Annotated in this window: 26 protein-coding genes; 6 read left to right on the top strand and 20 right to left on the bottom strand. The window is 65.2% G+C overall.

Going from position 1 to position 22,591, the window contains the following annotated elements; translation table 11 throughout:
• The first annotated feature begins 32 nt into the window (after positions 1-32).
• The 3 genes from LJF27_RS11135 to LJF27_RS11125 all read left to right on the top strand — a co-directional run bounded on the left by LJF27_RS11135 (position 33) and on the right by LJF27_RS11125 (position 2,286).
• Positions 33-461, top strand: coding sequence for a cobalamin biosynthesis protein (locus LJF27_RS11135; RefSeq protein ID WP_003113997.1), 429 nt, complete (start codon positions 33-35; stop codon positions 459-461).
• Positions 458-1,210 (top strand): precorrin-4 C(11)-methyltransferase, encoded by a 753-nt coding sequence (cobM, locus tag LJF27_RS11130; RefSeq protein ID WP_023116992.1) that lies wholly within the window; start codon positions 458-460, stop codon positions 1,208-1,210. Before LJF27_RS11135 ends, cobM begins: the two co-directional genes overlap by 4 nt.
• Before the next feature lie 128 nt (positions 1,211-1,338).
• Complete coding sequence (locus LJF27_RS11125; RefSeq protein ID WP_003452470.1) at positions 1,339-2,286, top strand: alpha/beta fold hydrolase; 948 nt, start codon at positions 1,339-1,341, stop codon at positions 2,284-2,286.
• A 72-nt stretch (positions 2,287-2,358) separates the two neighbouring features.
• On the opposite strand, the gene fabV is transcribed toward LJF27_RS11125, so the two are convergent.
• The 3 genes from fabV to LJF27_RS11110 form a co-directional block, all read right to left on the bottom strand.
• Positions 2,359-3,555, bottom strand: coding sequence for an enoyl-ACP reductase FabV (fabV, locus tag LJF27_RS11120; protein ID WP_003102929.1), 1,197 nt, complete (start codon positions 3,553-3,555; stop codon positions 2,359-2,361).
• A gap of 184 nt (positions 3,556-3,739) precedes the next feature.
• Positions 3,740-4,669, bottom strand: a complete 930-nt coding sequence (locus LJF27_RS11115) for an electron transfer flavoprotein subunit alpha/FixB family protein (protein ID WP_003091099.1) — start codon at positions 4,667-4,669, stop codon at positions 3,740-3,742.
• On the bottom strand, positions 4,669-5,418 hold the full coding sequence (locus LJF27_RS11110; RefSeq protein WP_003091107.1) for an electron transfer flavoprotein subunit beta/FixA family protein: 750 nt from the start codon (positions 5,416-5,418) through the stop codon (positions 4,669-4,671). The genes LJF27_RS11115 and LJF27_RS11110 overlap by 1 nt, the downstream gene beginning before the upstream one ends.
• A 320-nt stretch (positions 5,419-5,738) precedes the next feature.
• On the opposite strand from LJF27_RS11110, the gene LJF27_RS11105 reads away from it, so the two are divergent.
• Complete coding sequence (locus tag LJF27_RS11105; protein WP_003102932.1) at positions 5,739-7,394, top strand: electron transfer flavoprotein-ubiquinone oxidoreductase; 1,656 nt, start codon at positions 5,739-5,741, stop codon at positions 7,392-7,394.
• A 48-nt stretch (positions 7,395-7,442) separates the two neighbouring features.
• Here LJF27_RS11105 and LJF27_RS11100 read toward each other — a convergent pair whose 3' ends face one another.
• The 4 genes from LJF27_RS11100 to LJF27_RS11085 form a co-directional block, all read right to left on the bottom strand.
• The gene (locus tag LJF27_RS11100) at positions 7,443-8,012 is read right to left on the bottom strand and encodes a DUF1285 domain-containing protein (RefSeq protein ID WP_003138614.1); all 570 of its coding nucleotides are present in this window, start codon (positions 8,010-8,012) and stop codon (positions 7,443-7,445) included.
• Complete coding sequence (locus LJF27_RS11095; protein WP_023116993.1) at positions 8,005-8,637, bottom strand: DUF4823 domain-containing protein; 633 nt, start codon at positions 8,635-8,637, stop codon at positions 8,005-8,007. Before LJF27_RS11095 ends, LJF27_RS11100 begins: the two co-directional genes overlap by 8 nt.
• Before the next feature lie 64 nt (positions 8,638-8,701).
• A complete protein-coding gene (locus LJF27_RS11090; protein WP_023116994.1) occupies positions 8,702-9,598 on the bottom strand; it encodes a radical SAM protein in 897 nt (298 codons plus the stop codon).
• Positions 9,599-9,747: 149 nt separating this feature from the next.
• Positions 9,748-10,386, bottom strand: coding sequence for a TetR/AcrR family transcriptional regulator (locus tag LJF27_RS11085; RefSeq protein WP_003091114.1), 639 nt, complete (start codon positions 10,384-10,386; stop codon positions 9,748-9,750).
• Positions 10,387-10,471: 85 nt separating this feature from the next.
• Here LJF27_RS11085 and LJF27_RS11080 point away from each other — a divergent pair, with 85 nt between their 5' ends.
• Entirely contained in the window at positions 10,472-11,605 is a 1,134-nt protein-coding gene (locus LJF27_RS11080) for an aminotransferase class V-fold PLP-dependent enzyme (RefSeq protein WP_003118082.1), read from the top strand.
• A 225-nt stretch (positions 11,606-11,830) separates the two neighbouring features.
• Here the strand turns inward: LJF27_RS11080 and LJF27_RS11075 are convergent, their stop codons facing one another.
• From LJF27_RS11075 to LJF27_RS11015, 13 genes are all read right to left on the bottom strand, one after another.
• Complete coding sequence (locus LJF27_RS11075; protein WP_003091117.1) at positions 11,831-12,607, bottom strand: TatD family hydrolase; 777 nt, start codon at positions 12,605-12,607, stop codon at positions 11,831-11,833.
• Between the two features lie 14 nt (positions 12,608-12,621).
• The gene (locus LJF27_RS11070; protein ID WP_003091119.1) at positions 12,622-12,978 is read right to left on the bottom strand and encodes a PilZ domain-containing protein; all 357 of its coding nucleotides are present in this window, start codon (positions 12,976-12,978) and stop codon (positions 12,622-12,624) included.
• A 33-nt stretch (positions 12,979-13,011) separates the two neighbouring features.
• On the bottom strand, positions 13,012-13,998 hold the full coding sequence (locus LJF27_RS11065; protein ID WP_003104126.1) for a DNA polymerase III subunit delta': 987 nt from the start codon (positions 13,996-13,998) through the stop codon (positions 13,012-13,014).
• Positions 13,991-14,623, bottom strand: a complete 633-nt coding sequence (gene tmk / locus LJF27_RS11060; protein WP_003122486.1) for a dTMP kinase — start codon at positions 14,621-14,623, stop codon at positions 13,991-13,993. Before tmk ends, LJF27_RS11065 begins: the two co-directional genes overlap by 8 nt.
• Positions 14,624-14,651: 28 nt before the next feature.
• Entirely contained in the window at positions 14,652-15,701 is a 1,050-nt protein-coding gene (mltG, locus tag LJF27_RS11055) for an endolytic transglycosylase MltG (protein WP_003104128.1), read from the bottom strand.
• Positions 15,702-15,706: 5 nt separating this feature from the next.
• Positions 15,707-16,522 carry an aminodeoxychorismate lyase gene (gene pabC / locus LJF27_RS11050; RefSeq protein ID WP_003110198.1) on the bottom strand — a complete coding sequence of 272 codons (816 nt, stop codon included), beginning with the start codon at positions 16,520-16,522 and terminating at the stop codon, positions 15,707-15,709.
• Positions 16,522-17,766 carry a beta-ketoacyl-ACP synthase II gene (fabF, locus tag LJF27_RS11045; RefSeq protein WP_003104132.1) on the bottom strand — a complete coding sequence of 415 codons (1,245 nt, stop codon included), beginning with the start codon at positions 17,764-17,766 and terminating at the stop codon, positions 16,522-16,524. The genes pabC and fabF overlap by 1 nt, the downstream gene beginning before the upstream one ends.
• Positions 17,767-17,894: 128 nt before the next feature.
• A complete protein-coding gene (acpP, locus tag LJF27_RS11040; protein WP_003091135.1) occupies positions 17,895-18,131 on the bottom strand; it encodes an acyl carrier protein in 237 nt (78 codons plus the stop codon).
• A 195-nt stretch (positions 18,132-18,326) separates the two neighbouring features.
• A complete protein-coding gene (fabG, locus tag LJF27_RS11035) occupies positions 18,327-19,070 on the bottom strand; it encodes a 3-oxoacyl-ACP reductase FabG (RefSeq protein WP_003091137.1) in 744 nt (247 codons plus the stop codon).
• A 22-nt stretch (positions 19,071-19,092) separates the two neighbouring features.
• Positions 19,093-20,031 carry an ACP S-malonyltransferase gene (gene fabD / locus LJF27_RS11030; RefSeq protein WP_003104134.1) on the bottom strand — a complete coding sequence of 313 codons (939 nt, stop codon included), beginning with the start codon at positions 20,029-20,031 and terminating at the stop codon, positions 19,093-19,095.
• 105 nt (positions 20,032-20,136) lie between these two features.
• Positions 20,137-21,147, bottom strand: coding sequence for a phosphate acyltransferase PlsX (plsX, locus tag LJF27_RS11025; protein WP_071543174.1), 1,011 nt, complete (start codon positions 21,145-21,147; stop codon positions 20,137-20,139).
• A gap of 3 nt (positions 21,148-21,150) precedes the next feature.
• Complete coding sequence (rpmF, locus tag LJF27_RS11020) at positions 21,151-21,333, bottom strand: 50S ribosomal protein L32 (protein ID WP_003091143.1); 183 nt, start codon at positions 21,331-21,333, stop codon at positions 21,151-21,153.
• A 13-nt stretch (positions 21,334-21,346) separates the two neighbouring features.
• A complete protein-coding gene (locus LJF27_RS11015; RefSeq protein WP_023116995.1) occupies positions 21,347-21,883 on the bottom strand; it encodes a YceD family protein in 537 nt (178 codons plus the stop codon).
• Between the two features lie 109 nt (positions 21,884-21,992).
• On the opposite strand from LJF27_RS11015, the gene LJF27_RS11010 reads away from it, so the two are divergent.
• On the top strand, positions 21,993-22,571 hold the full coding sequence (locus LJF27_RS11010) for a Maf family protein (protein ID WP_016263278.1): 579 nt from the start codon (positions 21,993-21,995) through the stop codon (positions 22,569-22,571).
• Positions 22,572-22,591 lie beyond the last annotated feature (20 nt).

Below are 22,591 nucleotides of genomic sequence, written 5' to 3'. Positions count from 1 at the left end.
AGGCCTCTCCTTCCATCTCCTCCGGTGCGCGCATGCCCCTGCCCATCCCCAGCCTGCTGATCGCCGGCATCGGCTGCCGCCGAGGCTGTAGCGCCGAGCATCTGCGCGCGCTGCTGGAGCGAACGCTGGGCGAACACGGGCGCAGCCTGGCCGAGCTGGACGCCCTCGCCAGCATCGACGGCAAACGCGACGAACCCGGCCTGCGGCAACTGGCCACGCTGCTCGAACGCCCCGTGCATTTCCTCGCACCCGCCGTCCTGCACGACTACGAGCCGCGCCTGCTCAGCCCCTCCGCCGTCGCGCTGCGCGAAACCGGCTGCTCCAGCGTCGCCGAGGCCGCCGCCCTGGCCCTGGCCGAACGCCTGGGTGGCGGTCGCGCCGATCTGCTCGGCGCGAAACGCAGCGACGATCGGGCGAGCATCGCCCTGGCACGTCTTCTCACCGAACGAGAACTCCCATGACCGTCTATTTCATCGGCGCCGGTCCCGGCGCCCCCGACCTGATCACCGTCAAGGGGCAGCGCCTGATCCGCCAGTGCCCGGTGATCCTCTACGCCGGCTCGCTGGTTCCGCAAGCGCTGCTCGAGGGGCACCAGGCCGGCCAGGTGGTGAACACCGCCGAGCTGGACCTCGAACAGATCGTCGAGCTACTCGCGCAAGCCCATCGCCGCGGCCTCGACGTAGCCCGCGTGCATTCCGGCGATCCCTCCCTGTACGGCGCCATCGGCGAGCAGATCCGCCACCTGCGCGAACTCGACATCCCCTATGAGATCGTCCCCGGGGTCACCGCCACCGCCGCCTGCGCCGCCCTGCTCGGCTGCGAGCTGACCCTACCCGAAGTGTCCCAGACGCTGATCCTGACCCGCTACGCCGCACGCACGAAGATGCCGGAAGGCGAGAGCCTGGGTGACCTGGCGCGGCACCGGGCGACCCTGGCGATCCACCTGGGCGTCGCCCACCTGGCGAAGATCGTCGAGGAACTGCTGCCGCACTACGGCGCCGACTGCCCGGTCGCGGTGATCCACCGGGCCAGTTGGCCCGACCAGGAACAGGTTCGCGGCACCCTCGGCGACATCCTGCCCAAGGTCGCCGCCAGGAATTTCCGCCGCACCGCGCTGATCCTGGTCGGCGAGGTGCTGGCCGCCGAAGGCTTCGCCGACTCTTCGCTGTACCGCGCCGAGCATCGACATCTCTATCGACCCGGCGAATGAACCGCCGTCCTTAGGTTCGGCGCCGACCACCGGCAGCACGCCTAGACTCGTCACAAGGCTTGCGACAGCGGGCCGGCACGGCTAGCGTTCAGCGCTGGCCCCTTTTTTCCTGAAGCCTTCGGACACCCATGAAACGATTCCTCCTCGGTCTGGTTCTGCTGCTGGCGGTCGCCGCCGGCGTCCTCTACTTCGTCCCGGCTACCCTCCTCGCCAGCGTACGCACCGTCGAGCGCGGTCTCGCCGGTCTCAGCGAGCACAGCGTGCAGGTCGACAACCTGGAGATCGCCTACCTGGAAGGTGGCTCGGAGAAGAACCCGACCCTGTTGCTGATCCACGGCTTCGGCGCCGACAAGGACAACTGGCTGCGCTTCGCCCGGCCGCTGACCGAGCGCTACCATGTGGTCGCCCTCGACCTGCCCGGCTTCGGCGACAGCAGCAAGCCGCAACAGGCCAGCTACGACGTCGGCACCCAGGCCGAGCGAGTCGCCAATTTCGCCGCCGCCATCGGCGTGCGCCGCCTGCACCTGGCCGGCAACTCCATGGGCGGGCACATCGCCGCGCTCTACGCGGCGCGCCATCCGGAACAGGTGCTATCGCTGGCGCTGATCGACAACGCCGGGGTGATGCCGGCGCGCAAGAGCGAACTGTTCGAGGACCTGGAGCGCGGCGAGAATCCCCTGGTGGTGCGCCAGCCGGAAGACTTCCAGAAGCTGCTCGACTTCGTGTTCGTCCAGCAACCGCCGCTGCCGGCGCCGCTCAAGCGCTACCTCGGCGAACGCGCGGTAGCCGCGTCGGCGTTCAACGCGCAGATATTCGAACAACTGCGCCAGCGCTACATCCCGCTGGAGCCGGAACTGCCGAAGATCGAGGCACCGACCCTGCTGCTGTGGGGCGACCGCGACCGCGTGCTGGACGTCTCCAGCATCGAGGTGATGCGTCCGCTGCTGAAGCGGCCCAGCGTGGTGATCATGGAAAACTGCGGACACGTGCCGATGGTCGAACGCCCGGAGGAAACCGCGCAGCACTACCAGGCCTTCCTCGACGGCGTACGGAACACCCAGGTGGCCGGTCGCTGAAAACGCGAACCGGCGCCTGGGCGCCGGTTCGGGGGAGCGGGAGCCGTCGCGAGGACGGCTCGGATACAGGCCTCAGGCCTGGATCAGGTTGGCGATCTGCACGTCCGGGTTGACGTCCTGCTCGTAGTCGACCCCAGCGACCTCGAAACCGAACAGGTTGAGGAACTCGCTCTTGTAGCCGGCGAAGTCGGTCAACTCGTAAAGGTTCTCGTTGGTTACCTTGTCCCACAGCTCCTCGACACGGGACTGCACTTCCGGCTGCAGTTCCTTGTAGTCGGCACGCAGGCGGCCTTCCTCGTCGAGGCGCGGCTCGGCGCCGTACAGGCTCTCCCGGTACAGGCCGTCGACCTGCTCGATGCAACCTTCGTGGGTGCCCTGCTCCTTCATCACCTTGAACAGCAGCGACAGGTACAGCGGCATCATCGGGATCGCCGAGCTGGCCTGGGTCACCACCGCCTTGAGCACCGACACGCGCGCGTCGCCGCCCAGCGGGGCGAGCTTGTCGCGGATACCGAGGACCTTCTGGTCGAGATCCTTCTTGGCCGCGCCGATGGAACCGTTCCAGTAGATGTCGTGGGTGATCTTCTCGCCCAGGTAGGTGAACGCGGTGGTCTTCGCGCCGTCGGCCAGCACGTCGGCCTCCAGCAGCGCGTCGATCCACATCTGCCAGTCCTCGCCGCCCATCACCGCAACGGTATCGGCGACCTCCTGGTCGCTGGCCGCCTCCAGGACCACGTCCTTGATCACTTCCTTGTCGGTGTCCAGGCCACGGAAGCTGACCGACTTGCCGATCGGCTTGAGGGTCGAGGAGAACACTTCGCCGCTCTTCGGATGGGTACGGCGCGGCGCGGCCAGGCTGTAGACCACCAGGTCGACCTTGCCGAGATCGCGCTTGATGGTCTCGATGGTCAGCCGCTTCACCTCGTCGGAGAAAGCGTCGCCATTGATGCTGCGGGCATACAGGCCTTTCTCGTGGGCGAACTTCTCGAAGGCCGCCGAGTTGTACCAGCCGGCGGTGCCCGGCTTGCTCTCGCTGCCCGGACGCTCGAAGAACACCCCGAGGGTATCGGCGCCGGAACCGAACGCGGCGGTGATGCGGGCAGCCAGGCCATAGCCGGTGGAGGAACCGATGACCAGGACCTTCTTCGGTCCGTTGACGACGGGGCCCTTGGCCTCGACGTAGTCGATCTGTTGCTTGACGTTGGCCTCGCAGCCTGCCGGATGGGTAGTGACGCAGATGAAGCCACGCACGCGCGGTTTGATGATCATGAAAACCTCGGTTGCTAGATGCCGGAAAAGCACATTCAGGAGCTAGAGACGTCGCGCATTGTAAATGAGACACCTCCGCTTGGGCGGACCGAAGGCAGGAATCGTGACCAAAGGGTCACGCGTCGCAGCCCGGACATAAAAAAACCCGCTCCGGGGAGCGGGTCTTGTCGGCTTGGAATCGGGCTCAGACGGCCTTTTCCAGCTCCGGTACGGCGTCGAACAGGTCGGCGACCAGGCCGTAGTCGGCGACCTGGAAGATCGGCGCCTCTTCGTCCTTGTTGATCGCGACGATCACCTTCGAGTCCTTCATGCCCGCCAGGTGCTGGATGGCACCGGAGATACCCACCGCGATGTACAGCTGCGGGGCGACGATCTTGCCGGTCTGGCCGACCTGCATGTCGTTCGGCACGAAACCGGCGTCGACCGCGGCGCGGGAAGCGCCGACTGCGGCACCCAGCTTGTCGGCCAGGGCGTAGAGGATCTTGAAGTTGTCGCCGTTCTGCATGCCGCGGCCGCCGGAGACCACGATCTTGGCAGCGGTCAGTTCCGGACGGTCGGACTTGGCCAGCTCTTCGCCGACGAAGGCGGACTTGCCGGCATCGGCCGGGCCGGAAACCTGCTCGACGGCAGCCGAACCGCCTTCGGCGGCGACGGCGTCGAAGCCGGTGGTACGCACGGTGATCACCTTGACCGCAGCCGAGGACTGCACGGTAGCGATGGCGTTACCGGCGTAGATCGGACGCTTGAAGGTGTCGGGGCTGACCACTTCGACGATCTCGGAGATCTGGTCGACGTCCAGCAGCGCGGCGACGCGCGGCAGGAAGTTCTTGCCGTTGGTGGTAGCCGGGGCCAGCACGTGGCTGTAGTTCTTGCCCAGCTCGGCGATCAGCGGTGCAACGTTTTCCGGCAGTTGGTGGGCGTAGGCGGCGTTGTCGGCGACCAGCACCTTGGAGACGCCCTCGACCTTGGCGGCGGCTTCGGCCACGGCGGCAACGTTCTGTCCGGCGACCAGCACGTGGATGTCGCCGCCAATGGCCTTGGCAGCGGCAACGGTGTTCAGGGTGGCAGCCGCCAGGGCCGCGTTGTTGTGCTCAGCGATAACCAGGATAGCCATTAGATTACCTTCGCCTCGTTCTTCAGTTTCTCTACCAGTTCAGCCACGGACTTGACCTTGATGCCAGCGGAGCGTGCAGCCGGCGCCTCGACCTTCAGGGTCTTCACGGTGGAAGCGGTGGAAACGCCCAGGGCGTCCGGGGTCACCACGTCCAGCGGCTTCTTCTTGGCTTTCATGATGTTCGGCAGCGACGCGTAGCGCGGCTCGTTCAGGCGCAGGTCGGTGGTGACGATGGCCGGCAGGTTCAGCGCGACGGTCTGCAGACCGCCATCGATCTCGCGGGTCACGTTGACCTTGTCGCCAGCGACCTCGACCTTGGAGGCGAAGGTGCCCTGGGCGTAGCCGGTCAGCGCGGCGAGCATCTGGCCGGTCTGGTTGTTGTCGCTGTCGATGGCCTGCTTGCCGAGGATCACCAGCTGCGGCTGCTCCTTGTCGACCACGGCCTTGAGCAGCTTGGCCACGGCCAGGGAGTTCAGCTCGTCGTTGCTCTCCACCAGGATCGCACGGTCAGCGCCCAGCGCCAGCGCGGTGCGCAGTTGCTCCTGGGCGGCGGTCGGGCCGACGGAGACAGCGACGATCTCGGTAGCCACGCCCTTCTCTTTCAGGCGCACGGCTTCTTCCACGGCGATTTCGCAGAAGGGGTTCATGGACATCTTGACGTTGGCGAGGTCGACGCCGGAGTTGTCCGCCTTGACGCGGACCTTGACGTTGTAGTCGACCACTCGTTTGACTGCTACAAGAACCTTCATGGATTCCTCGTTATTCTCCGGTGAATAAGGATGTCGCCAGACAGGCCTGGCCGGTGATGCTCGCCGGCCGGAAACCGACACTCTGCTAGACAGCGACCGCAAAACCGCCCGTATCTTGACCGGATCACCCTTTTCGGTCAATACGGCAAAAGGGTGGTTTCCCCCCCTCGAATGCCGATTCTATCAGGCTTCCAAAGAATTCAAACAAACGTTTGTATTGGACCTGCCCATGCAGCTATATATAATGCGCCCGCTCTGATCAGGGAAAGATCTCAGCCACCAATAAACAGATACCGTGAGCCTTGAGTAGGAGATCGATAGTGGAACGCGAATACATGGAATTCGACGTCGTCATCGTCGGCGCCGGCCCCGCCGGTCTGTCCGCCGCATGCCGACTGAAGCAGAAGGCCGCCGAAGCCGGTCAAGAGATCAGCGTCTGCGTGGTCGAGAAGGGTTCCGAAGTGGGCGCCCACATCCTCTCCGGCGCGGTGTTCGAGCCGCGCGCGCTGAACGAGCTGTTCCCCGACTGGAAGGAACTCGGCGCGCCGCTCAATACCCCGGTGACCGGCGACGACATCTACGTCCTGAAGAGCGCCGAGAGCGCTACCAAGGTGCCCAACTTCTTCGTGCCCAAGACCATGCACAACGAGGGCAACTATATCATCTCCCTGGGCAACCTCTGCCGCTGGCTGGCCCAGCAGGCCGAAGGACTGGGCGTGGAGATCTATCCGGGCTTCGCCGCCCAGGAAGCGCTGATCGACGAGAACGGCGTGGTCCGCGGCATCGTCACCGGCGACCTCGGCGTCGACCGCGAAGGCAACCCGAAAGAAGGCTACTACACCCCCGGCATGGAGCTGCGGGCCAAGTACACCCTGTTCGCCGAAGGCTGCCGCGGGCACATCGGCAAGCAACTGATCAAGAAATACAACCTGGACAGCGAGGCCGATGCCCAGCACTACGGTATCGGCATCAAGGAAATCTGGGACATCGACCCGTCCAAGCACAAGCCCGGCCTGGTGGTCCATACCGCCGGCTGGCCGCTGAACGACGAAAATACCGGCGGCTCGTTCCTCTACCACCTGGAGAACAACCAGGTGTTCGTCGGCCTGATCATCGACCTGTCCTACAGCAACCCGCACCTGTCGCCGTTCGACGAGTTCCAGCGCTACAAGCACCACCCGGTGGTCAAGCAGTACCTGGAAGGCGGCAAGCGCGTGGCCTACGGCGCCCGGGCCATCTGCAAGGGCGGCCTGAATTCGCTGCCGAAGATGGTCTTCCCCGGCGGCGCGCTGATCGGTTGCGACCTCGGCACCCTGAACTTCGCCAAGATCAAGGGCAGCCACACCGCGATGAAGTCCGGCATGCTCGCCGCCGACGCGATCGCCGAGGCCCTGGCCGCCGGCCGCGAAGGCGGCGACGAGCTGTCCAGCTACGTCGATGCGTTCAAGGCCAGCTGGTTGTACGACGAACTGTTCCGCAGCCGCAACTTCGGCGCGGCCATCCACAAGTTCGGCGCTATCGGCGGCGGCGCGTTCAACTTCATCGACCAGAACATCTTCGGCGGCAAGATCCCCGTCACCCTGCATGACGACAAGCCGGACTACGCCTGCCTGAAAAAGGCCAGCGAAGCGCCGAAGATCGACTACCCGAAGCCGGACGGCAAGCTCAGCTTCGACAAGCTGTCCTCGGTGTTCCTCTCCAATACCAACCACGAGGAAGACCAGCCGATCCACCTCAAGCTGGCCGATGCGAGCATTCCGATCGAGAAGAACCTGCCGCTCTACGACGAGCCGGCCCAGCGCTACTGCCCGGCAGGCGTGTACGAAGTGGTGGCCAACGACGACGGCAGCAAGCGCTTCCAGATCAACGCGCAGAACTGCGTGCACTGCAAGACCTGCGACATCAAGGACCCGGCGCAGAACATCACCTGGGTGGCGCCGGAAGGTACCGGCGGGCCGAACTACCCCAACATGTAAGGCAAACGAAAAAGGCTCCCTCGGGAGCCTTTTTTCATGCTGCGCCTGTCAGTCCGGCTGCGGGCCGATGGGAAAGAACTCGCCGTGGCTCCAGACGCCGAGCCATTCGATGCCGTCGATCCGGCGCGGCACCGCCAGCTCGACCAGCTGGTAGAACACGTTGCGATGCACCAGCGCCTCGAGGTTGTCGCGCACCCGCAGGTAGGGCGTGGGTTCCTGGGTGCGGGGGTCGATCTCGACGCGCAGCGGATGCCCGGCGTCCGCCTCGACCTCGTCCTCGACGTTGGTGGCGAAGCGCAGTACCTGCGCCCCGCCCTCGCCCTGCACCTGCAGGGTCACCGCGACGAAGGGCGCATCGTCGACGCGGATACCGACCTTTTCCACCGGAGTCACCAGGAAATAGTCGTCGCCGTCGCGGCGAATGATGCTGGAGAACAGCTTCACCATCGGCTTGCGTCCGATCGGCGTGCCCAGGTAGAACCAGGTGCCGTCGCGGGCTATGCGCATGTCGATGTCGCCGCAGAATGGCGGATTCCACAGGTGCACGGGCGGCAGGCCCTTCTTTTCGCCCCTGGGGATCTGCGCCAGCAGGTCGTTGGCCTTGCCGGTATCACTCATAGCCTGTTCCTCGACTGTTCAGGCCCAGCAATTCCTGGGCGTATTGCTCCAGCGGGGGACGCAGCAGGTCTTCCGGGGTGGCGTCGTAGAACGTCAGGAAACCGCCGCGGCTGCGGATGGTCGCGCTGTCCACCAGGAAACGGGTGCTGGTCTCGATCAGCATGACCTGGATGACACTGCGATCGCGCCCGACCCGGCCGAGTTCCTCTTCGTCTTCCCACTCCTCCCAGTTGCCGATCCTGTTGTCGCCCCGGGCGAAACGGCAGTACAGCAGGTAGTGAGCGCCGGCGGCACGCGCCTCGCGCATCGCGTCGTCCAGGCCGAGCGGCGCCTTGGCGCGGCGCACCAGCGGGAAATACTCGACGAAACCTTCGAAGGCCTGCTCGGCCACCACGTTCGGCCGCGCGTACCGGTAGCGCGGCGGCACGAACGGGCCCTGGCCGATGTAGATGAAGGAGTCGGCCTGGATCCGCCGGTTGTTGCTGCGCTGGCTGGCGCTGTGATCGAGCACCCCGGCGTCGCGCAGGTAGTAGTCGGCGCCGTCGGCCAGGTCGCTGGGCTTCATGCAGGCGGACAGGCTGCCCAGGAGGAGCATCGCCAGGGCGATACGGAACAGGTGCAACATCGGTCATCTCCCCTGCCGGCGTCGGAAAACCGGCGAATGACGAGCCGATGCAGCTTCCGCGCCATCACAGGCCACGCTGCCACTCCTGGCGCAGGGCAGCGTGCTGCGGCTGCTCGATGGCCTGGCGGACCTCGGCCAGCAGGCGCGCCTTATCGGCACCCAGTTCGCCCTTGAGCACCAGATAGTTGGAAGCGTGGTCGCTGCGAAATACCGTGTCTTCGAGCTCCAAACCCTGCAACAGGCGTTCGACCTCGACGAACAGGGCACGCCGATCCAGCGCCTCGAAATCGGCGAAGCCAGCACGGAAACGCTGCTCGCCGGTAGGGAAACTCACCACCAGGGTCGACAGGTACTCCGGCTGGGCGGCGTTCATCAGGCGCGCGGAGTTGTCCGCGTGCTGCGCGCTCAGGGTCATTCCGCCCAGACCGTTGAGGATCATCACCGAACGACTGATCCCCGCCTCGCCAAGCTTTTCCAGCGCATCCAGGGTAGAGGAATAGGTCTCGCCCTTGTTGACCCGTGCCAGCACTTCGTCGTCGCCGGACTCGGCGCCGACATAGGCCATTCGCAGCCCGGCGTCGGCCAGTTCGCGCAACTCGTCGACCGACTTCCTGCGCAGGTTGCGCGGCAGGCAGTAGCTGGATACCCGCTCCACCTCCGGCAAGTGCTCGCGAATCGCCTGCAGCACCGCGAGCAGCCGGCGGGTCGGCAATACCAGGGCGTCGCCATCGGCGAGAAACACCCGCTTGACGATCAGGCGCTCGCCGCAGCGGCGGATCTCCTCCAGTACCTCGTTCTCGTCGCGGGCGCGAAATTTCTTTTGCGGCTGGGTATACATCTCGCAAAAGCCGCATTTGTTCCAGGAACAGCCATTGGTCACCGGGAGGACCAGCGAATGCGCCTCGCTCGGGGGCCGGAACACCGGTTCGATGTAGTGGATGGGGAATTCACGGACACTCATCGGAGAACTCCTGAACGAACGTGGAGCCACCGGCGGATTCGCCGGAAATGGGCAGCCGACGTCCCGCCGGCGGATCGATGGGCGACGAGTATATCCCTGCCGGCAAAGAGTGCGCGGGGCGCAGTGACTGCGTCCCGGCACCACAGGTATCAGGCGCTGGGAGCGTCGCCTTCGCGCTTGCGCTTGTTGCCCATGCGCACGCCGATATCCATCAGGAAGTGGAAGAAACCTTCCTGGTCTTCCAGCACCTCGCGCCAGAACGGCGAGTGGTACAGCGCCACGGCGCCATGCACCAACGCCCAGGCAGCGCAATAATGGAAGTACGGCGGAACGTTCTCCAGCTTGCCGTCGGCGATACGCTCCTTGATCAGCTGGGTCAGGCGTTCGAAGTTGGAGGCGCGGATCTTGTGCAGCTCCTCGACCATCTCCGGCACCTGGCTGGTCTTCACCACCTTCTCTTCCAGGCGGTCGAACAGGCGGTAGCGCTGCGGATCGCGCATGCGGAACTCGAAGTAGGCGCGCGACAGGGCTTCCTTGTCGCGGGCTACGTCTTCGGAATGGAACAGGGCGGCGAGATCGCGCTCGTAGTCCAGCATCAGGCGCAGGTAGATCTCCGCCTTGGACTTGAAGTGCTTGTAGATCGTGCCTTTGCCGATGCCGACGGCATCCGCGATCATCTCGACCGTTACGCTGTCTTCCCCCTGTTCGAGGAACAGCTTGAGGGCGGTATCGAGAATCTCCTGTTCACGGCGACGAAATTCACGAACTTTGCGAGGCTCTTTCTGCATAAAAAGACTGTCAGGTCAAAATGAGTCAAAAATCGAAGCCGCGTATTATGCCTATTCAGCACGAAAATGCACGGAACATCCGACGATGAATTGTTACCAGGACGAATTCGACCAGACCAACGGTCTGCGCTACCTCAACCACGCAGCGGTCGCACCCTGGCCTAGACGCGCCGCCGACGCGGTGAGCGCCTTCGCCCGGGAGAACGTCGCCCACGGCGCCAGCGACTATCCGGAATGGCTGAAGATAGAACATCGCCTGCGCGAGCGCCTTGCCCGACTGCTCAATGCGCGCGCCGGCAGCGACCTCGCCCTGGTCAAGAACACCTCCGAGGCGCTTTCCTTCGTAGCCTTCGGCCTGGATTGGCGAGAGGGCGACCAGGTCGTCATCGGCAACGAGGAGTTCCCCTCCAATAGAGTGGTCTGGGAAGCCTTGCGCCCGCGCGGCGTCGAAGTGGTCGAGGTCGGTCTCGCCGGCGACGATCCCGAGAGCGCCCTGCTCGCCGCCTGCGGCCCGCGCACCCGCCTGCTGTCGATCAGCGCGGTGCAGTACGCCAGCGGCCTGCGCCTTGACCTGGAGCGCATCGGCGCGGGATGTCGCCGCCGCGGGGTGCTGTTCTGCATCGACGCGATCCAGCAGCTCGGCGCCCTGCCCTTCGACGTACAGGCCTACGATTGTGCCTTCGCCATGGCCGATGGGCACAAGTGGATGCTCGGCCCCGAAGGGCTGGGCGTCTTCTATTGCCATCCCGAGCAGCGCGAGCGCCTGGCGCTGCACGAATATGGCTGGCACATGCTGGAACATGCCCTCGATTACGAGCGTCGCGACTGGCGGCCGGCGCGCAGCGCCCGGCGCTTCGAATGCGGCAGCCCGAACATGCTCGGCGCGATGGCCCTGGAGGCCAGCCTGGGGCTGTTGGAGGAGGTCGGCATGGAGCGGGTCGGCAGAGACATCGCCGAGCGCGTCCAGTGGCTACAGGACGGTCTGTCGGGAATTCCCGGGGTACGCCTGCACAGCCCGCGGAACCCGAGCCGACGCGCGGGCATCCTGACCTTCAGCCTGGACGGCCAGGACAATCGGACACTCTTCGAAACGCTTCGCCAGGAACGGGTCATTTGCGCCCAGCGTGGCGGAGGTATCCGTTTTTCCCCGCACTTCTACACGAGTTCGACGGTGATCGACGATACCCTGGCGATCTTGCGCCAGGTCGCAGGCACCTAGGTACTCAAGGACCGCAAGGGTATTCCAAATCTGTTTAAAAAACCGCCAGCCCTGTCTGGACGCCCCACGAACATGACCAATACTGAAAGGTACTGGCGCGCGGTATCTCCCCCCAAGTACCCAGCCAGTGAAGGTACCGAGGAATGCGTACCTTTGTTCCACTCCTAATGGTCTTGACCCGGATTCATCCCCCAGAACCCGGGTTTTTTTTATCCGTGCGCCGGCCTAGCGGGCCAACGGAAACAGCCGATGGAAATTGGCGGTAGTCTGCTCCGCCAGGGTTTCCAGGCTGACGCCACGCAACGTCGCGAGGAATTCGGCGACATCGCGCACGTATTCCGGCAGGTTCGGCTTGCCGCGATGGGGAATCGGCGCCAGGTAGGGCGAGTCGGTCTCCACCAACAGCCGGTCGGCCGGTACCTGGCGAGCCACCTCGCGCAGGGCATCGGCATTGCGGAAGGTGACGATGCCGGACAGGGAAATGTAGAAGCCCAGGTCCAGCGCCGATCGCGCCATTTCCCAGTCCTCGGTGAAGCAATGCAGCACGCCGGCCTGCGGCAACGCCGCCTCGCGCAGCAGCGCCAGCGTGTCGGCGCGCGCCTCGCGGGTGTGCACGATCACTGGCTTGGCGGTGATCCGCGCGGCTTCCAGGTGCAGGCGAAACGCCTCCTGTTGCAACTCGGCGGCTTCCGGTTCGTAGTGGTAGTCGAGGCCGGTCTCGCCGATCGCCACCACCCGCGGATGCGCCAGCTCGCCCAGCAGCCAGTCCAGCGCTGGCGCGCTTCCGGGCTCCAGGTCCAGCGGGTGCACGCCCACCGAACAGTGCACGTCGGCATAGCGCTCGGCCAGGGCCTTCACCGCCTGGGCATTGTCGGCGCTGACGCCGATGCAGAGGAATTGACCGACGCCACGCGCTCGCGCGGCATCCAGCGCCGCATCGAGCGAGCCGCCATGGGCGGCCAGGTCGAGGCGATCGAGGTGGCAGTGGGAATCGACCAGCATGATCCTGTCTAGCGTTACATCGTGTGGGTCGGCCGGTCCGACTTCAGCGCCCCGGCCAGGTAGGTTTCGATCTTGTTGCGGGCGGTGTTGTCACCGTCGTTGAACTGCACGCCGATGCCAGCCGCACGGTTGCCCTGGGCGCCCTTCGGGGTGATCCAGACGACCTTGCCGGCCACCGGGATCTTCTCCGGCTCTTCCATCAGGTTGAGCAGCATGAAGACTTCGTCGCCGAGCTTGTAGTTCTTGTTGGTGGGAATGAACAGCCCGCCGTTCCTGATGAACGGCATGTAGGCGGCGTACAGCACGGACTTGTCCTTGATGGTCAAGGACAGGATGCCGTTACGCGGCCCCAGATTGGGTGGCAAACTCATGCAGGTTCCTGCCAGTCGAATATCAGCGGGATTCTAGCCCGGCCCGGGCAGGCTTGCCCACTGCACCAGCAGGGCTTCGAGAAGCAGGACACGGTTGAGGTTGGCCTTGTTCAACACTTTCTGCCGCTGTTGCAGCAGCCAGTCCTGCATGGCCAGCACCTTGGCCTGCCCGGATTTGTCGCCCAGGTACTGGATCACCTTGCGCATGTCGGCCAACCCCAGCCCCTCCTCGTCGTGGGTCAACTGGTAGCGCAGGATGCCCAGCGTCCAGTCGCAGAACCAGTCGAAGAGCAATGGCAACGGCACGCTGTTCCAGCTTTCGGCCAGTGGGCTGGCGGCGATCTGCTGCTTGAGCAGCTTCTTCACCCCCTCGACCACCTGCGCGCGCTGCTCGCGCACGCCCTGGCCGTGCAGGCGCTGGGCGGTGAGCGGCGAGCCGCCGGAAAGCGCCAACAGTTCCTCCAGGGCCTCGGCCGGCTCGTCGGGCAGGGCCCGCGCCAGCCATTCCAGACTCGCCGCCGCGCCCGGCAAAGGGCAGGCCTGCTGCACGCAGCGGCTCTTGATGGTCGGCAACAGGCGGCTGGGCTGGTGGCTGATCAGCAGCAGCACAGTATCGCCCGACGGCTCTTCAAGGCTTTTCAACAGGGCGTTGGCGGCGTTCACGTTCATCGCCTCGGCGGGTTCGAGCAACACGACCTTGCGCCCGCCCAGTTGCGCGGTCTGCACCACGAAGCCAACCAGGTCGCGGACCTGATCGACCCGGATCGGTTTCTCCGCCTCCTCCGGCTCCAGCACGAAGTAGTCCGGATGGGTACCGGCGGCCAGCAACTGGCAGGCCTTGCACTCGCCGCATGCGCCAGCGGCGGCAGGCCGCTGGCAGAGCAGTTGGGCGGCCCAATGCTCGGCCAGGGCACGCTTGCCGATCCCGGCGGGACCGTAGAGCAGATAGGCGTGGGCGTGCTGGGCGCGGCCGCCCAGTTGGCTCCAGAGCGCCTGCTGCCAGGGATAGATATCAGCCATTCAGACGCTCCAGCAGATTCGGCAGCAGCCGATCCAGGCCAGCCTGCACCTCGGCCAGCGGCAACCCGGCATCGAGCACCTGGTAACGCTCCGGGGCCTGCGCGGCGCGCTGCAGGTAGGTCTGACGCACGGCCTCGAAGAAGCGTCGGTCCTCCTGCTCGAAACGGTCGAGCCGGCCACGCGCCGCCGCCCGCGCCAGGCCGATTTCCACCGGCAGGTCGAAGACCAGCGTGAGGTCGGGCCGCAGGTCGCCCTGGACGAAGCTTTCCAGCGCGGCGATGCGCGCCTCCGGCAAGCCGCGCCCGCCGCCCTGGTAGGCATAGGTGGCATCGGTGAAGCGATCGCAGAGCACCACGGCCCCGCGCGCCAGTGCCGGACGGATGACCCCGGCGATATGCTGGGCCCGCGCGGCGAACATCAGCAACAGCTCGGTATCGGCGGCCATCGGCTCGTCGCTGGGCGCCAGCAGCAGCTCACGGATGCGCTCGGCGAGAGGCGTGCCGCCAGGCTCGCGGGTCAACTGCACCTCGATGCCGCGCTCGCGCAGGCGCTCGGCCAGGTAGTCGCGGTTGGTGCTCTTGCCGGCCCCTTCCGGGCCCTCCAGGGTGACGAACAGGCCGGTCACACGGCACTCCTTATCTTGGCTGCGCCGCTCATTGTGGCGGCGGGGTGATGGGCGCGGGGCTGGAGCGATAGTCCGAGCGACGCTTCAACTGATACTCGCGGACCGCCTTGTTGTGTTCGTCCAGGCTGCTGGAGAACACATGGCTGCCATCGCCGCGCGCCACGAAATACAGGGTCTCACCCTCGGCCGGATGCAGCGCGGCGCGAATCGCCTCGCGCCCGGCCAGGGCGATCGGGGTCGGCGGCATGCCCGGCACCACATAGGTATTGTAAGGGGTCGGTTCGCGCAGGTCGGCGCGGGTGATCTTGCCGTTGTAGCGCTCGCCCATGCCATAGATCACCGTCGGATCGGTCTGCAACAGCATGCCGCGCTGCAGGCGGCGGACGAAGACGCCGGCGATCTGCGAACGCTCTTCCGGCACGCCGGTTTCCTTTTCCACCAGCGAGGCCATGATCAGCGCCTGGTAGGCGTCGCGATAAGGCAGGTCCTGGCTGCGGCCATCCCATTCCTTGGCGAGGATGGTCTGCATGCGCTGGTAGGCCTTGCGCAGTATGTCGATGTCGCGCATGCCACGGGTGTAGCGGTAGGTATCGGGGAAGAAGCGCCCTTCGGCCACTTCGTCGGGCTTGCCGAGGCGTTGCATGATCTCGCCGTCGCTCAGGCCGGCCAGGGTCTGCTCCAGCTTGCCCTGCCTGGCGAGCGCTTCGCGCACCTGGCGGAAACTCCAGCCCTCGACCAGGGTCAGGCTGTACTGCACCACCTCGCCTTCACGCCAGAGTTCCAGCAGGTCGGCGCCCTTCATCCCCGGCAAGAGGCGGTATTCGCCGCTGTGCAGGGCCTGGCCCGGCAGGTTGAAACGCCAGTAGAGGCGCAGCCAGAACGCGCCATGGAGCACCTTTTCCTGCTCCAGACGCGCGAGCATGCCGCCCGGCGTGGAGCCCGAGGAAACGTCCAGCAGGCGCTCCTCGGTCAATTGCAGGGGCTGCTCCAGCGCCCGCTGCTGCTGCCATGCAGCCAGGCCGACGCAGAGGCCAACGAACAACAGGCCACTCTCCAGCAGCACCAGCAGTTTGCGCATCAAAGTCAGAAATCCAGGTCGTCGCGAAGTTGGTCTTGCAGTTTACGGGTCAGCTCGCCGACCGGCCAGACGTGCTCGTCCAATGCCCGGACCGGCCAGATGCCGAACTGGCTGTTGCACAGAAAGACCTCGTCGGCCGTCGCCAGTTCAGCCATGGAAACATCCCGTATCGCCAGCGGGACGCCGATTCCTTCGGCGCGCTCGAGCAATTCCGCGCGCATCACTCCAGCGACGCCGCAGCGCCGCAGGTCAGGCGCCACGAGGGTGCCGTCGAGAACCAGCAGCAGGTTGCTGAACACGCCCTCCACTACCCGCTCGTGCACGTCCAGCATGAGCCCTTCGGCATGCCCGGCGTCGCTCCACTCGGCACGGGCGAGGACCTGCTCCAGGCGATTGAGGTGCTTGAGGCCGGCCAGCAGGGGCTGCTCGGCCAGGCGCGTGCGGCAGGCGAACAGGCGCACGCCTTGCTGCCAGTGGCGCTCGGGATAGGCCGGACGCGGCGATCCGGAGAGGATTCGCCGCGGCGAGGCCTCGGCAGGCGGCGCGTAGCCACGCAAACCCTCGCCGCGGGTGACGATCAGCTTGGCGACACCGTCGCCCAGCGCCGCGCAGAACGCCAGCAACTCCTGGCGCAACGCCGCGGCGTCGAGAGGGATCGCCAGGCGTCGACACCCCTCTTCCAGGCGCGCCAGGTGGCGTTCCAGGAGACGCGGCGTGCCGGCGCGCACCGCCAGGGTCTCGAACAGCCCGTCGCCATAGGCCAGTCCGCGATCACGCACGGACAGCTCGGCGGCGGGCCGGCCGTCGACCCAGTCCAGCATCAGTCGGCGAACCTGCGGAACACCAGGGTGCCGTTGGTCCCGCCGAAACCGAACGAGTTCGACAGGGCCACGTCGATCTTGCGCGGCTTGGCTTCGTGGGCCACCAGGTCGAGGTCGCAACCTTCGTCCGGGTTGTCCAGGTTGATGGTCGGCGGGGCGACCTGGTCGCGCAGGGCCAGCACGCTGAAGATCGCCTCCACCGCACCGGCGGCACCCAACAGGTGGCCGGTCATCGACTTGGTCGAACTCATCGACAGCGCATGGGCATGCTCGCCGAACACGCTCTTCACCGCGGCGATCTCGGCGATGTCGCCGGCCGGGGTGGAGGTGCCATGGGCGTTGATGTAATCGACCTGGCGAGGATCCAGGCCGGCATCGCGCAGCGCGTTCTTCATGCAGCGGGCGGCACCGGCGCCGTCTTCCGGCGGCGCGGTCATGTGGAAGGCGTCGCCGCTCATGCCGAAGCCAACCAGCTCGGCATAGATCCGCGCGCCGCGGGCACGGGCGTGCTCCAGTTCTTCGAGCACCAGGGCGCCGGAACCGTCAGACAGGACGAAGCCGTCGCGATCCCGGTCCCACGGACGGCTGGCACGGGTCGGCTCGTCGTTGCGAGTGGAGAGCGCGCGAGCCGCGCCGAAACCACCCAGGCCGAGACCGCAGGCAGCCATTTCGGAACCGCCGGCGACCATCACGTCGGCCTCGCCATAGGCGATGTTGCGAGCAGCCATGCCGATGCTGTGGGTACCGGTGGTGCAGGCGGTGGTGAGGGCGTAGTTGGGCCCCTGCAGACCCAGGTGGATCGACAGGAAGCCGGAAACCATGTTGATGATCGAACCGGGCACGAAGAACGGCGAGATGCGCCGCGGCCCCTGCTCGAACAGGGATCGGCAGTTGTTCTCGATATTGGTCAGGCCGCCGATACCGGAACCCATGGATACGCCGATACGCTCACGATTGGCGTCGGTGACCTCCAGGCCGGAATCGCGAACGGCCTGGAAGCTGGCGGCGAGACCGTACTGGATGAACAGGTCGAGCTTGCGGGCTTCCTTGGCGGACAGGTATTCCTCGACATTGAAACCCTTGACCGAACCACCGAAGCGGGTGGAATAGGCGGACAGGTCCATATGCTCGATCGGGGCGATCCCGCTGCGACCGGCGAGAATACCTTCCCAACTGCTCGGGACATCCAGGCCCAGCGGCGACAGCATGCCCATGCCAGTAATGACGACGCGTCTACGCGACACTACGACTTCCTCTTTCTCATTTCACGGGGTTGCGCCGACAGACTACCAGAGTAGGTAAGGCGCTAAAGAAAAGCCGCACGCCCTTACAGGCTGTGCGGCTTTTCCACGTCGGAAAATCCGACGACTACTTATTGCTGGTGAGCAACGATGTAGTCGATGGCTTCCTGAACGGTGGTGATCTTTTCAGCTTTCTCGTCAGGGATTTCGGTCTCGAATTCCTCTTCCAGAGCCATCACCAGCTCGACGGTGTCAAGGGAGTCGGCGCCCAGGTCTTCGACGAAGGAAGCGCTGTTGGTGACTTCTTCTTCCTTCACGCCGAGTTGTTCAGCGACGATCTTCTTAACGCGTTCTTCGATGGTGCTCATACCTTGTTTTCACTCCTATGGAAAATCCGAGCAGCTGGGCTGCGGGTAAGTGTATAGAAAGGGTTTTCTGCTTTTCAAGCTGAACGCCTCACCTTCCCACGGCCACTTCGATAATTCTATCTAATAACCCGGCTGCAATTCCGCAACGAATTCTAGACAGCGCTTATGACAGACCCGAGAAAGGTAACGTCACATTCAGCTCATGTACATCCCACCATTGACCGGCACGGTGGCCCCGGTCACATAGGCTGCGCCGTCCGAAGCGAGGAAGCCGACCACCTTGGCGATCTCTTCCGCCTGCCCCAGGCGACCCAGCGGAATCTGGCCCAGCAGCGCTTCGCGCTGGGCTTCCGGCAGCTCGCGGGTCATGTCGGTGTCGATGAAGCCCGGCGCCACCGCATTCACGGTAATGGCACGCGAACCGACTTCCCGGGCCAGCGCACGGGTGAAGCCCTCCAGGCCGGCCTTCGCCGCGGCATAGTTGGTTTGCCCGGCATTGCCCATGGCGCCGACCACGGAACCGATGTTGATGATGCGCCCCCAGCGGGCCTTGGTCATACCGCGCAGAACGGCTTTCGACAGACGGTAGAGACTGTTCAGGTTGGTGTTGACCACATCGAACCACTCGTCGTCTTTCATGCGCACCAGCAGATTATCGCGGGTGATGCCGGCGTTATTGACCACGATCAGCGGTTGGCCGAGATGCTGCTGGATGTGCTCCAGGGTCGCGGCTACGGATTCGTCGCTGGAAACGTCCAGGACCAGGCCCGCACCCTCGACGCCATTGGCCTTGAGGGTTTCGGCGATCTTCTCGGCGCCGGACGCGCTGGTCGCGGTGCCGATGACCACGGCACCCAGGCGCCCCAGTTCCAGCGCAATCGCCTGGCCGATGCCACGGCTGGCGCCGGTTACCAATGCGACCTTACCTTGCAGACTCATGGGATTCTCTCCTTTCTCTCTCTCAGGCCAGGGCGGCGCGCGTGGCGGCGAACGCCTCGACGCCATCCAGGCCATGGGTATTGATGCCCTTCGCGCAGCGCCTGTTGAGGCCTGCCAGGACCTTGCCCGGCCCGCACTCGACCAGCTCGGTGACGCCCTTTTCCGCCAGCAGCTGGATGCTCTCCACCCAGCGAACCGGGCTGTACAGCTGTGCCAGCAGGTCGCGGCGCAGCGTATCGAGATCAGCCGGCACGGCGGCGCTGACGTTCTGCACCAGCGCAATCTTCGGCGCCTGCCACTGCAGGCTTTCGACCGAGGCGGCGAACTGCTCGGCGGCCGGACGCATCAGTTCGCAATGCGACGGCACGCTGACTGGCAGCGCCACCGCGCGCTTGGCGCCGCGTGCCTTGCATGCCTCGATGGCACGCTCAACGGCAGCCGCGGCACCGGCGATCACTACCTGCCCCGGCGCGTTGAAGTTGACCGCGCTGACCACCTCGCCCTGGGCCGCCTCGGCACAGGCCGCCAATACATCGGCGTCTTCCAGGCCAAGGATCGCGGCCATGCCGCCCTGCCCCGCCGGAACCGCCTGCTGCATCAGTTGGCCCCTACGCTCGACCAGCTTGACCGCATCGGCGAACGCCAGGCTTTCGGCCGCGACCAGCGCGGAATATTCGCCCAGGCTGTGCCCGGCGACGAACGCCGGGCGCGCACCGCCCTCGGCCAGCCAGAGGCGCCAGAGCGCGATCGAAACCGTGAGGATGGCCGGCTGGGTCTTGTCGGTCTGGTTCAGGTGCTCTTCAGGACCATTCTGGACCAGCGCCCAAAGGTCGTAACCGAGCGCCTCGGAGGCCTCGGCGAAGGTATCGCGCACCAGCGCCTGCTGGGCGCCCAGCTCGGCCAGCATGCCGAGGGATTGCGAACCCTGGCCGGGGAAGACGAATGCGAGGGATGCAGACATTGAATAGGTCCCTTGTGGTCTTTTGCTCGTCGGAGATAACGCGCCAGCCGCGACTGGCGCAGGAAACTGAGTGTTGGATGGCTGCCTGGACCGCCCGGTCACACATTAGAGCAGCAGATGCTCGAGACGGCCATGCAATCGTTGCGGCAGGTTTTCCCGGACTTCCAGTGCCGCGCGACGCAAGGCGCTGTGGAAACCCTCCTCGGCGGCAGACCCATGGCTTTTCACCACTATCCCCTGCAATCCGAGGAAACTGGCGCCGTTATAGCGTGCCGGAGCGATATCGCCGCGCAGCCGGCGCAGCAGCGGCAACGCCAGCGCACCGACCAGCTTCGCCGCCAGTCCATCGCGGAAGCGCTGTTCGATCCGCGCCGACACCATGGCAGCCAGGCCTTCGCTGGCTTTCAGCAGGATGTTGCCGACGAAACCGTCGCAGACCACCACGTCGGCCTCGCCGCGATACAGGCCATCGCCCTCTATATATCCGCTGAAATTCAACCCCTGCGCCTTCTGCAACAGACTCGCCGCCAGCTTGACCTGCTGGTTGCCCTTGATCTCCTCGGTCCCCACGTTGAGCAGGGCGACCCGGGGCGAGACGCAGCCCAAGGCCTCTGCCGCCACCGCGCCCATCACCGCGAACTGATAGAGATGCTCGGCACTGCAATCCACGTTGGCGCCGAGGTCGAGCAGATGACAATGCCCCTTCTCGGTCGGAACCGCCGTCACCATCGCAGGGCGGTCGATACCGGGCAGGGTCTTCAGCAGGTGCCGCGACAGCGCCATCAACGCCCCGGTATTGCCGGCGCTGACGCACGCGTGCGCCCGGCCGTCGCGGACCAGCTCCAGCGCCACGCGCATGGAAGCGTCCGGCTTGCCACGCAAGGCCTGGGAGGGACGTTCGTCTGAACCTATCACTTCGCTGGCCGCATGCACACGCAGGCGCTGCCGGTCGAGCGACGGATAGCGGGAAAGGAGTTCTTCGAGGAGGGCAGGCTGACCGACGAGGATCAGTTGCGAAGAGGAATTCTCGGCCAGGAAGGCAATAGAGGCCGGAACAACGCAGTGGGGACCGAAGTCCCCACCCATTGCATCAATCGCGATGATTGGTGCGGACAAGGATTACTCGTCGGAGCCCTTGTCTACTACCTTACGGCCGCGATAGAAGCCGTCCGGGGATACGTGGTGGCGCAGGTGGACTTCACCGGTGCTCTTTTCCACGGACAGAGCATTGGACTCGAGCGCATCGTGGGAACGACGCATGTCACGAGCGGAACGAGACTTTTTGTTCTGCTGAACAGCCATGATTGATTAACTCCTAAACGTTTGGGTCACGCTTCAACTGTGCCAGTACGCTGAACGGATTAGGACGCTTGTCCTCGACTTCGCTCGACTCCGGCTCGTCTTCGACGACGAATCCAGCCGGGTGCTGACATACTTCGGGGTCATGGGCCGGAACGATGGGTAAGGCGAGCAACAGCTCGTCCTCGACCAGCGCCAGCAGGTCCAGGGGTTCCTCCCCCACTTCCAGCGCATCGTACCCCTTCGGCAGACCGTCGGCGGACTGACCTTCCCGAAGAATGGCGTAGGTATATTCGCCATGCACGGGAATGGCCGCCGCATCCAGGCAGCGTTGGCATACCATGCTCACCTCGGTATCGAGCTGCATATGCATGACCGCCAGCTTCTGGTGGCCGCGCTCGAAGGAAACCTTCACGCGCACCTCACCGGCATCGCTGGTCAGTTGCTCGCATACACGCGGCATATCGGCGAGCGCGTACACACCCTCGAGGGTGGCGCCGCGGTCGACCAACTTGCGCGGATCGATATGAGGTGGAATCGGCCCATTCAACATAAGCGCGCCATTATAGGGACGTCCCCGCGCCTGTCAAAGGAAATTAGCCATAAACCGCTGTAAGGACGAGTCTTTTCGTTAAAATCGGCCGCTCGCCATGGAGAACCTCATGCCCGACCTGATCCTCGCCTCCAGCTCCCCCTACCGACGCGAACTCCTGACCCGCCTGCGCCTTCCCTTCGAAAGCGCCAGCCCCGATATCGACGAAAGCCATCGCCCCGAGGAAAGTGCCGAGGAACTGGTGCGCCGCCTTTCCGCCAGCAAGGCCGAAGCGCTGGCCGGACGCTATCCGCAACACCTGGTGATCGGCTCCGACCAGGTCGCCGTACTCGACGGCAACATCCTCGGCAAGCCGCACACCCCCGAACGCGCCATCCAGCAGCTACGGGACGCCAGCGGCAAGAGCGTGACCTTCCTCACCGGACTGGCCCTCCTCAACAGCGCCAGCCGACGCATCCAGGTGGCATGCGTGCCGTTCACCGTGCACTTCCGCCACCTCGACGAGAGCCGCATCTGCCGCTACGTCGAAGCGGAACGCCCGCTGGACTGCGCCGGCAGCTTCAAGGCGGAAGGCCTGGGCGTCAGCCTGTTCCGCTCCACCGAAGGAGAGGACGCCACCAGCCTGGTGGGACTGCCCCTGATCCGCCTGGTCGACATGCTCCTCGAGGAAGGCGTCGAAATTCCCTGAGCCGGCATTCCCATATCCGG

Origin of the sequence: Pseudomonas sp. 203-8, from assembly GCF_020708595.1 — a bacterium.
Taxonomy (GTDB): Bacteria; Pseudomonadota; Gammaproteobacteria; order Pseudomonadales; family Pseudomonadaceae; genus Pseudomonas; species Pseudomonas aeruginosa.
Note: the sequence above shows the minus strand (reverse complement) of the source record. Positions and strands in the feature narration are given on the sequence as shown.

Bases quoted from the DNA above. Each gene is read 5' to 3' on its own strand.
- LJF27_RS11135 (WP_003113997.1), top strand. From the start codon at position 33: ATGCCCCTGCCCATCCCCAGCCTGCTGATCGCCGGCATCGGCTGCCGC.
- cobM (WP_023116992.1), top strand. From the start codon at position 458: ATGACCGTCTATTTCATCGGCGCCGGTCCCGGCGCCCCCGACCTGATC.
- LJF27_RS11125 (WP_003452470.1), top strand. From the start codon at position 1,339: ATGAAACGATTCCTCCTCGGTCTGGTTCTGCTGCTGGCGGTCGCCGCC.
- fabV (WP_003102929.1), bottom strand. From the start codon at position 3,555: ATGATCATCAAACCGCGCGTGCGTGGCTTCATCTGCGTCACTACCCAT.
- LJF27_RS11115 (WP_003091099.1), bottom strand. From the start codon at position 4,669: ATGGCTATCCTGGTTATCGCTGAGCACAACAACGCGGCCCTGGCGGCT.
- LJF27_RS11110 (WP_003091107.1), bottom strand. From the start codon at position 5,418: ATGAAGGTTCTTGTAGCAGTCAAACGAGTGGTCGACTACAACGTCAAG.
- LJF27_RS11100 (WP_003138614.1), bottom strand. From the start codon at position 8,012: ATGAGTGATACCGGCAAGGCCAACGACCTGCTGGCGCAGATCCCCAGG.
- LJF27_RS11095 (WP_023116993.1), bottom strand. From the start codon at position 8,637: ATGTTGCACCTGTTCCGTATCGCCCTGGCGATGCTCCTCCTGGGCAGC.
- LJF27_RS11090 (WP_023116994.1), bottom strand. From the start codon at position 9,598: ATGAGTGTCCGTGAATTCCCCATCCACTACATCGAACCGGTGTTCCGG.
- LJF27_RS11085 (WP_003091114.1), bottom strand. From the start codon at position 10,386: ATGCAGAAAGAGCCTCGCAAAGTTCGTGAATTTCGTCGCCGTGAACAG.
- LJF27_RS11080 (WP_003118082.1), top strand. From the start codon at position 10,472: ATGAATTGTTACCAGGACGAATTCGACCAGACCAACGGTCTGCGCTAC.
- LJF27_RS11075 (WP_003091117.1), bottom strand. From the start codon at position 12,607: ATGCTGGTCGATTCCCACTGCCACCTCGATCGCCTCGACCTGGCCGCC.
- LJF27_RS11070 (WP_003091119.1), bottom strand. From the start codon at position 12,978: ATGAGTTTGCCACCCAATCTGGGGCCGCGTAACGGCATCCTGTCCTTG.
- LJF27_RS11065 (WP_003104126.1), bottom strand. From the start codon at position 13,998: ATGGCTGATATCTATCCCTGGCAGCAGGCGCTCTGGAGCCAACTGGGC.
- mltG (WP_003104128.1), bottom strand. From the start codon at position 15,701: ATGCGCAAACTGCTGGTGCTGCTGGAGAGTGGCCTGTTGTTCGTTGGC.
- pabC (WP_003110198.1), bottom strand. From the start codon at position 16,522: ATGCTGGACTGGGTCGACGGCCGGCCCGCCGCCGAGCTGTCCGTGCGT.
- acpP (WP_003091135.1), bottom strand. From the start codon at position 18,131: ATGAGCACCATCGAAGAACGCGTTAAGAAGATCGTCGCTGAACAACTC.
- fabG (WP_003091137.1), bottom strand. From the start codon at position 19,070: ATGAGTCTGCAAGGTAAGGTCGCATTGGTAACCGGCGCCAGCCGTGGC.
- fabD (WP_003104134.1), bottom strand. From the start codon at position 20,031: ATGTCTGCATCCCTCGCATTCGTCTTCCCCGGCCAGGGTTCGCAATCC.
- rpmF (WP_003091143.1), bottom strand. From the start codon at position 21,333: ATGGCTGTTCAGCAGAACAAAAAGTCTCGTTCCGCTCGTGACATGCGT.
- LJF27_RS11015 (WP_023116995.1), bottom strand. From the start codon at position 21,883: ATGTTGAATGGGCCGATTCCACCTCATATCGATCCGCGCAAGTTGGTC.
- LJF27_RS11010 (WP_016263278.1), top strand. From the start codon at position 21,993: ATGCCCGACCTGATCCTCGCCTCCAGCTCCCCCTACCGACGCGAACTC.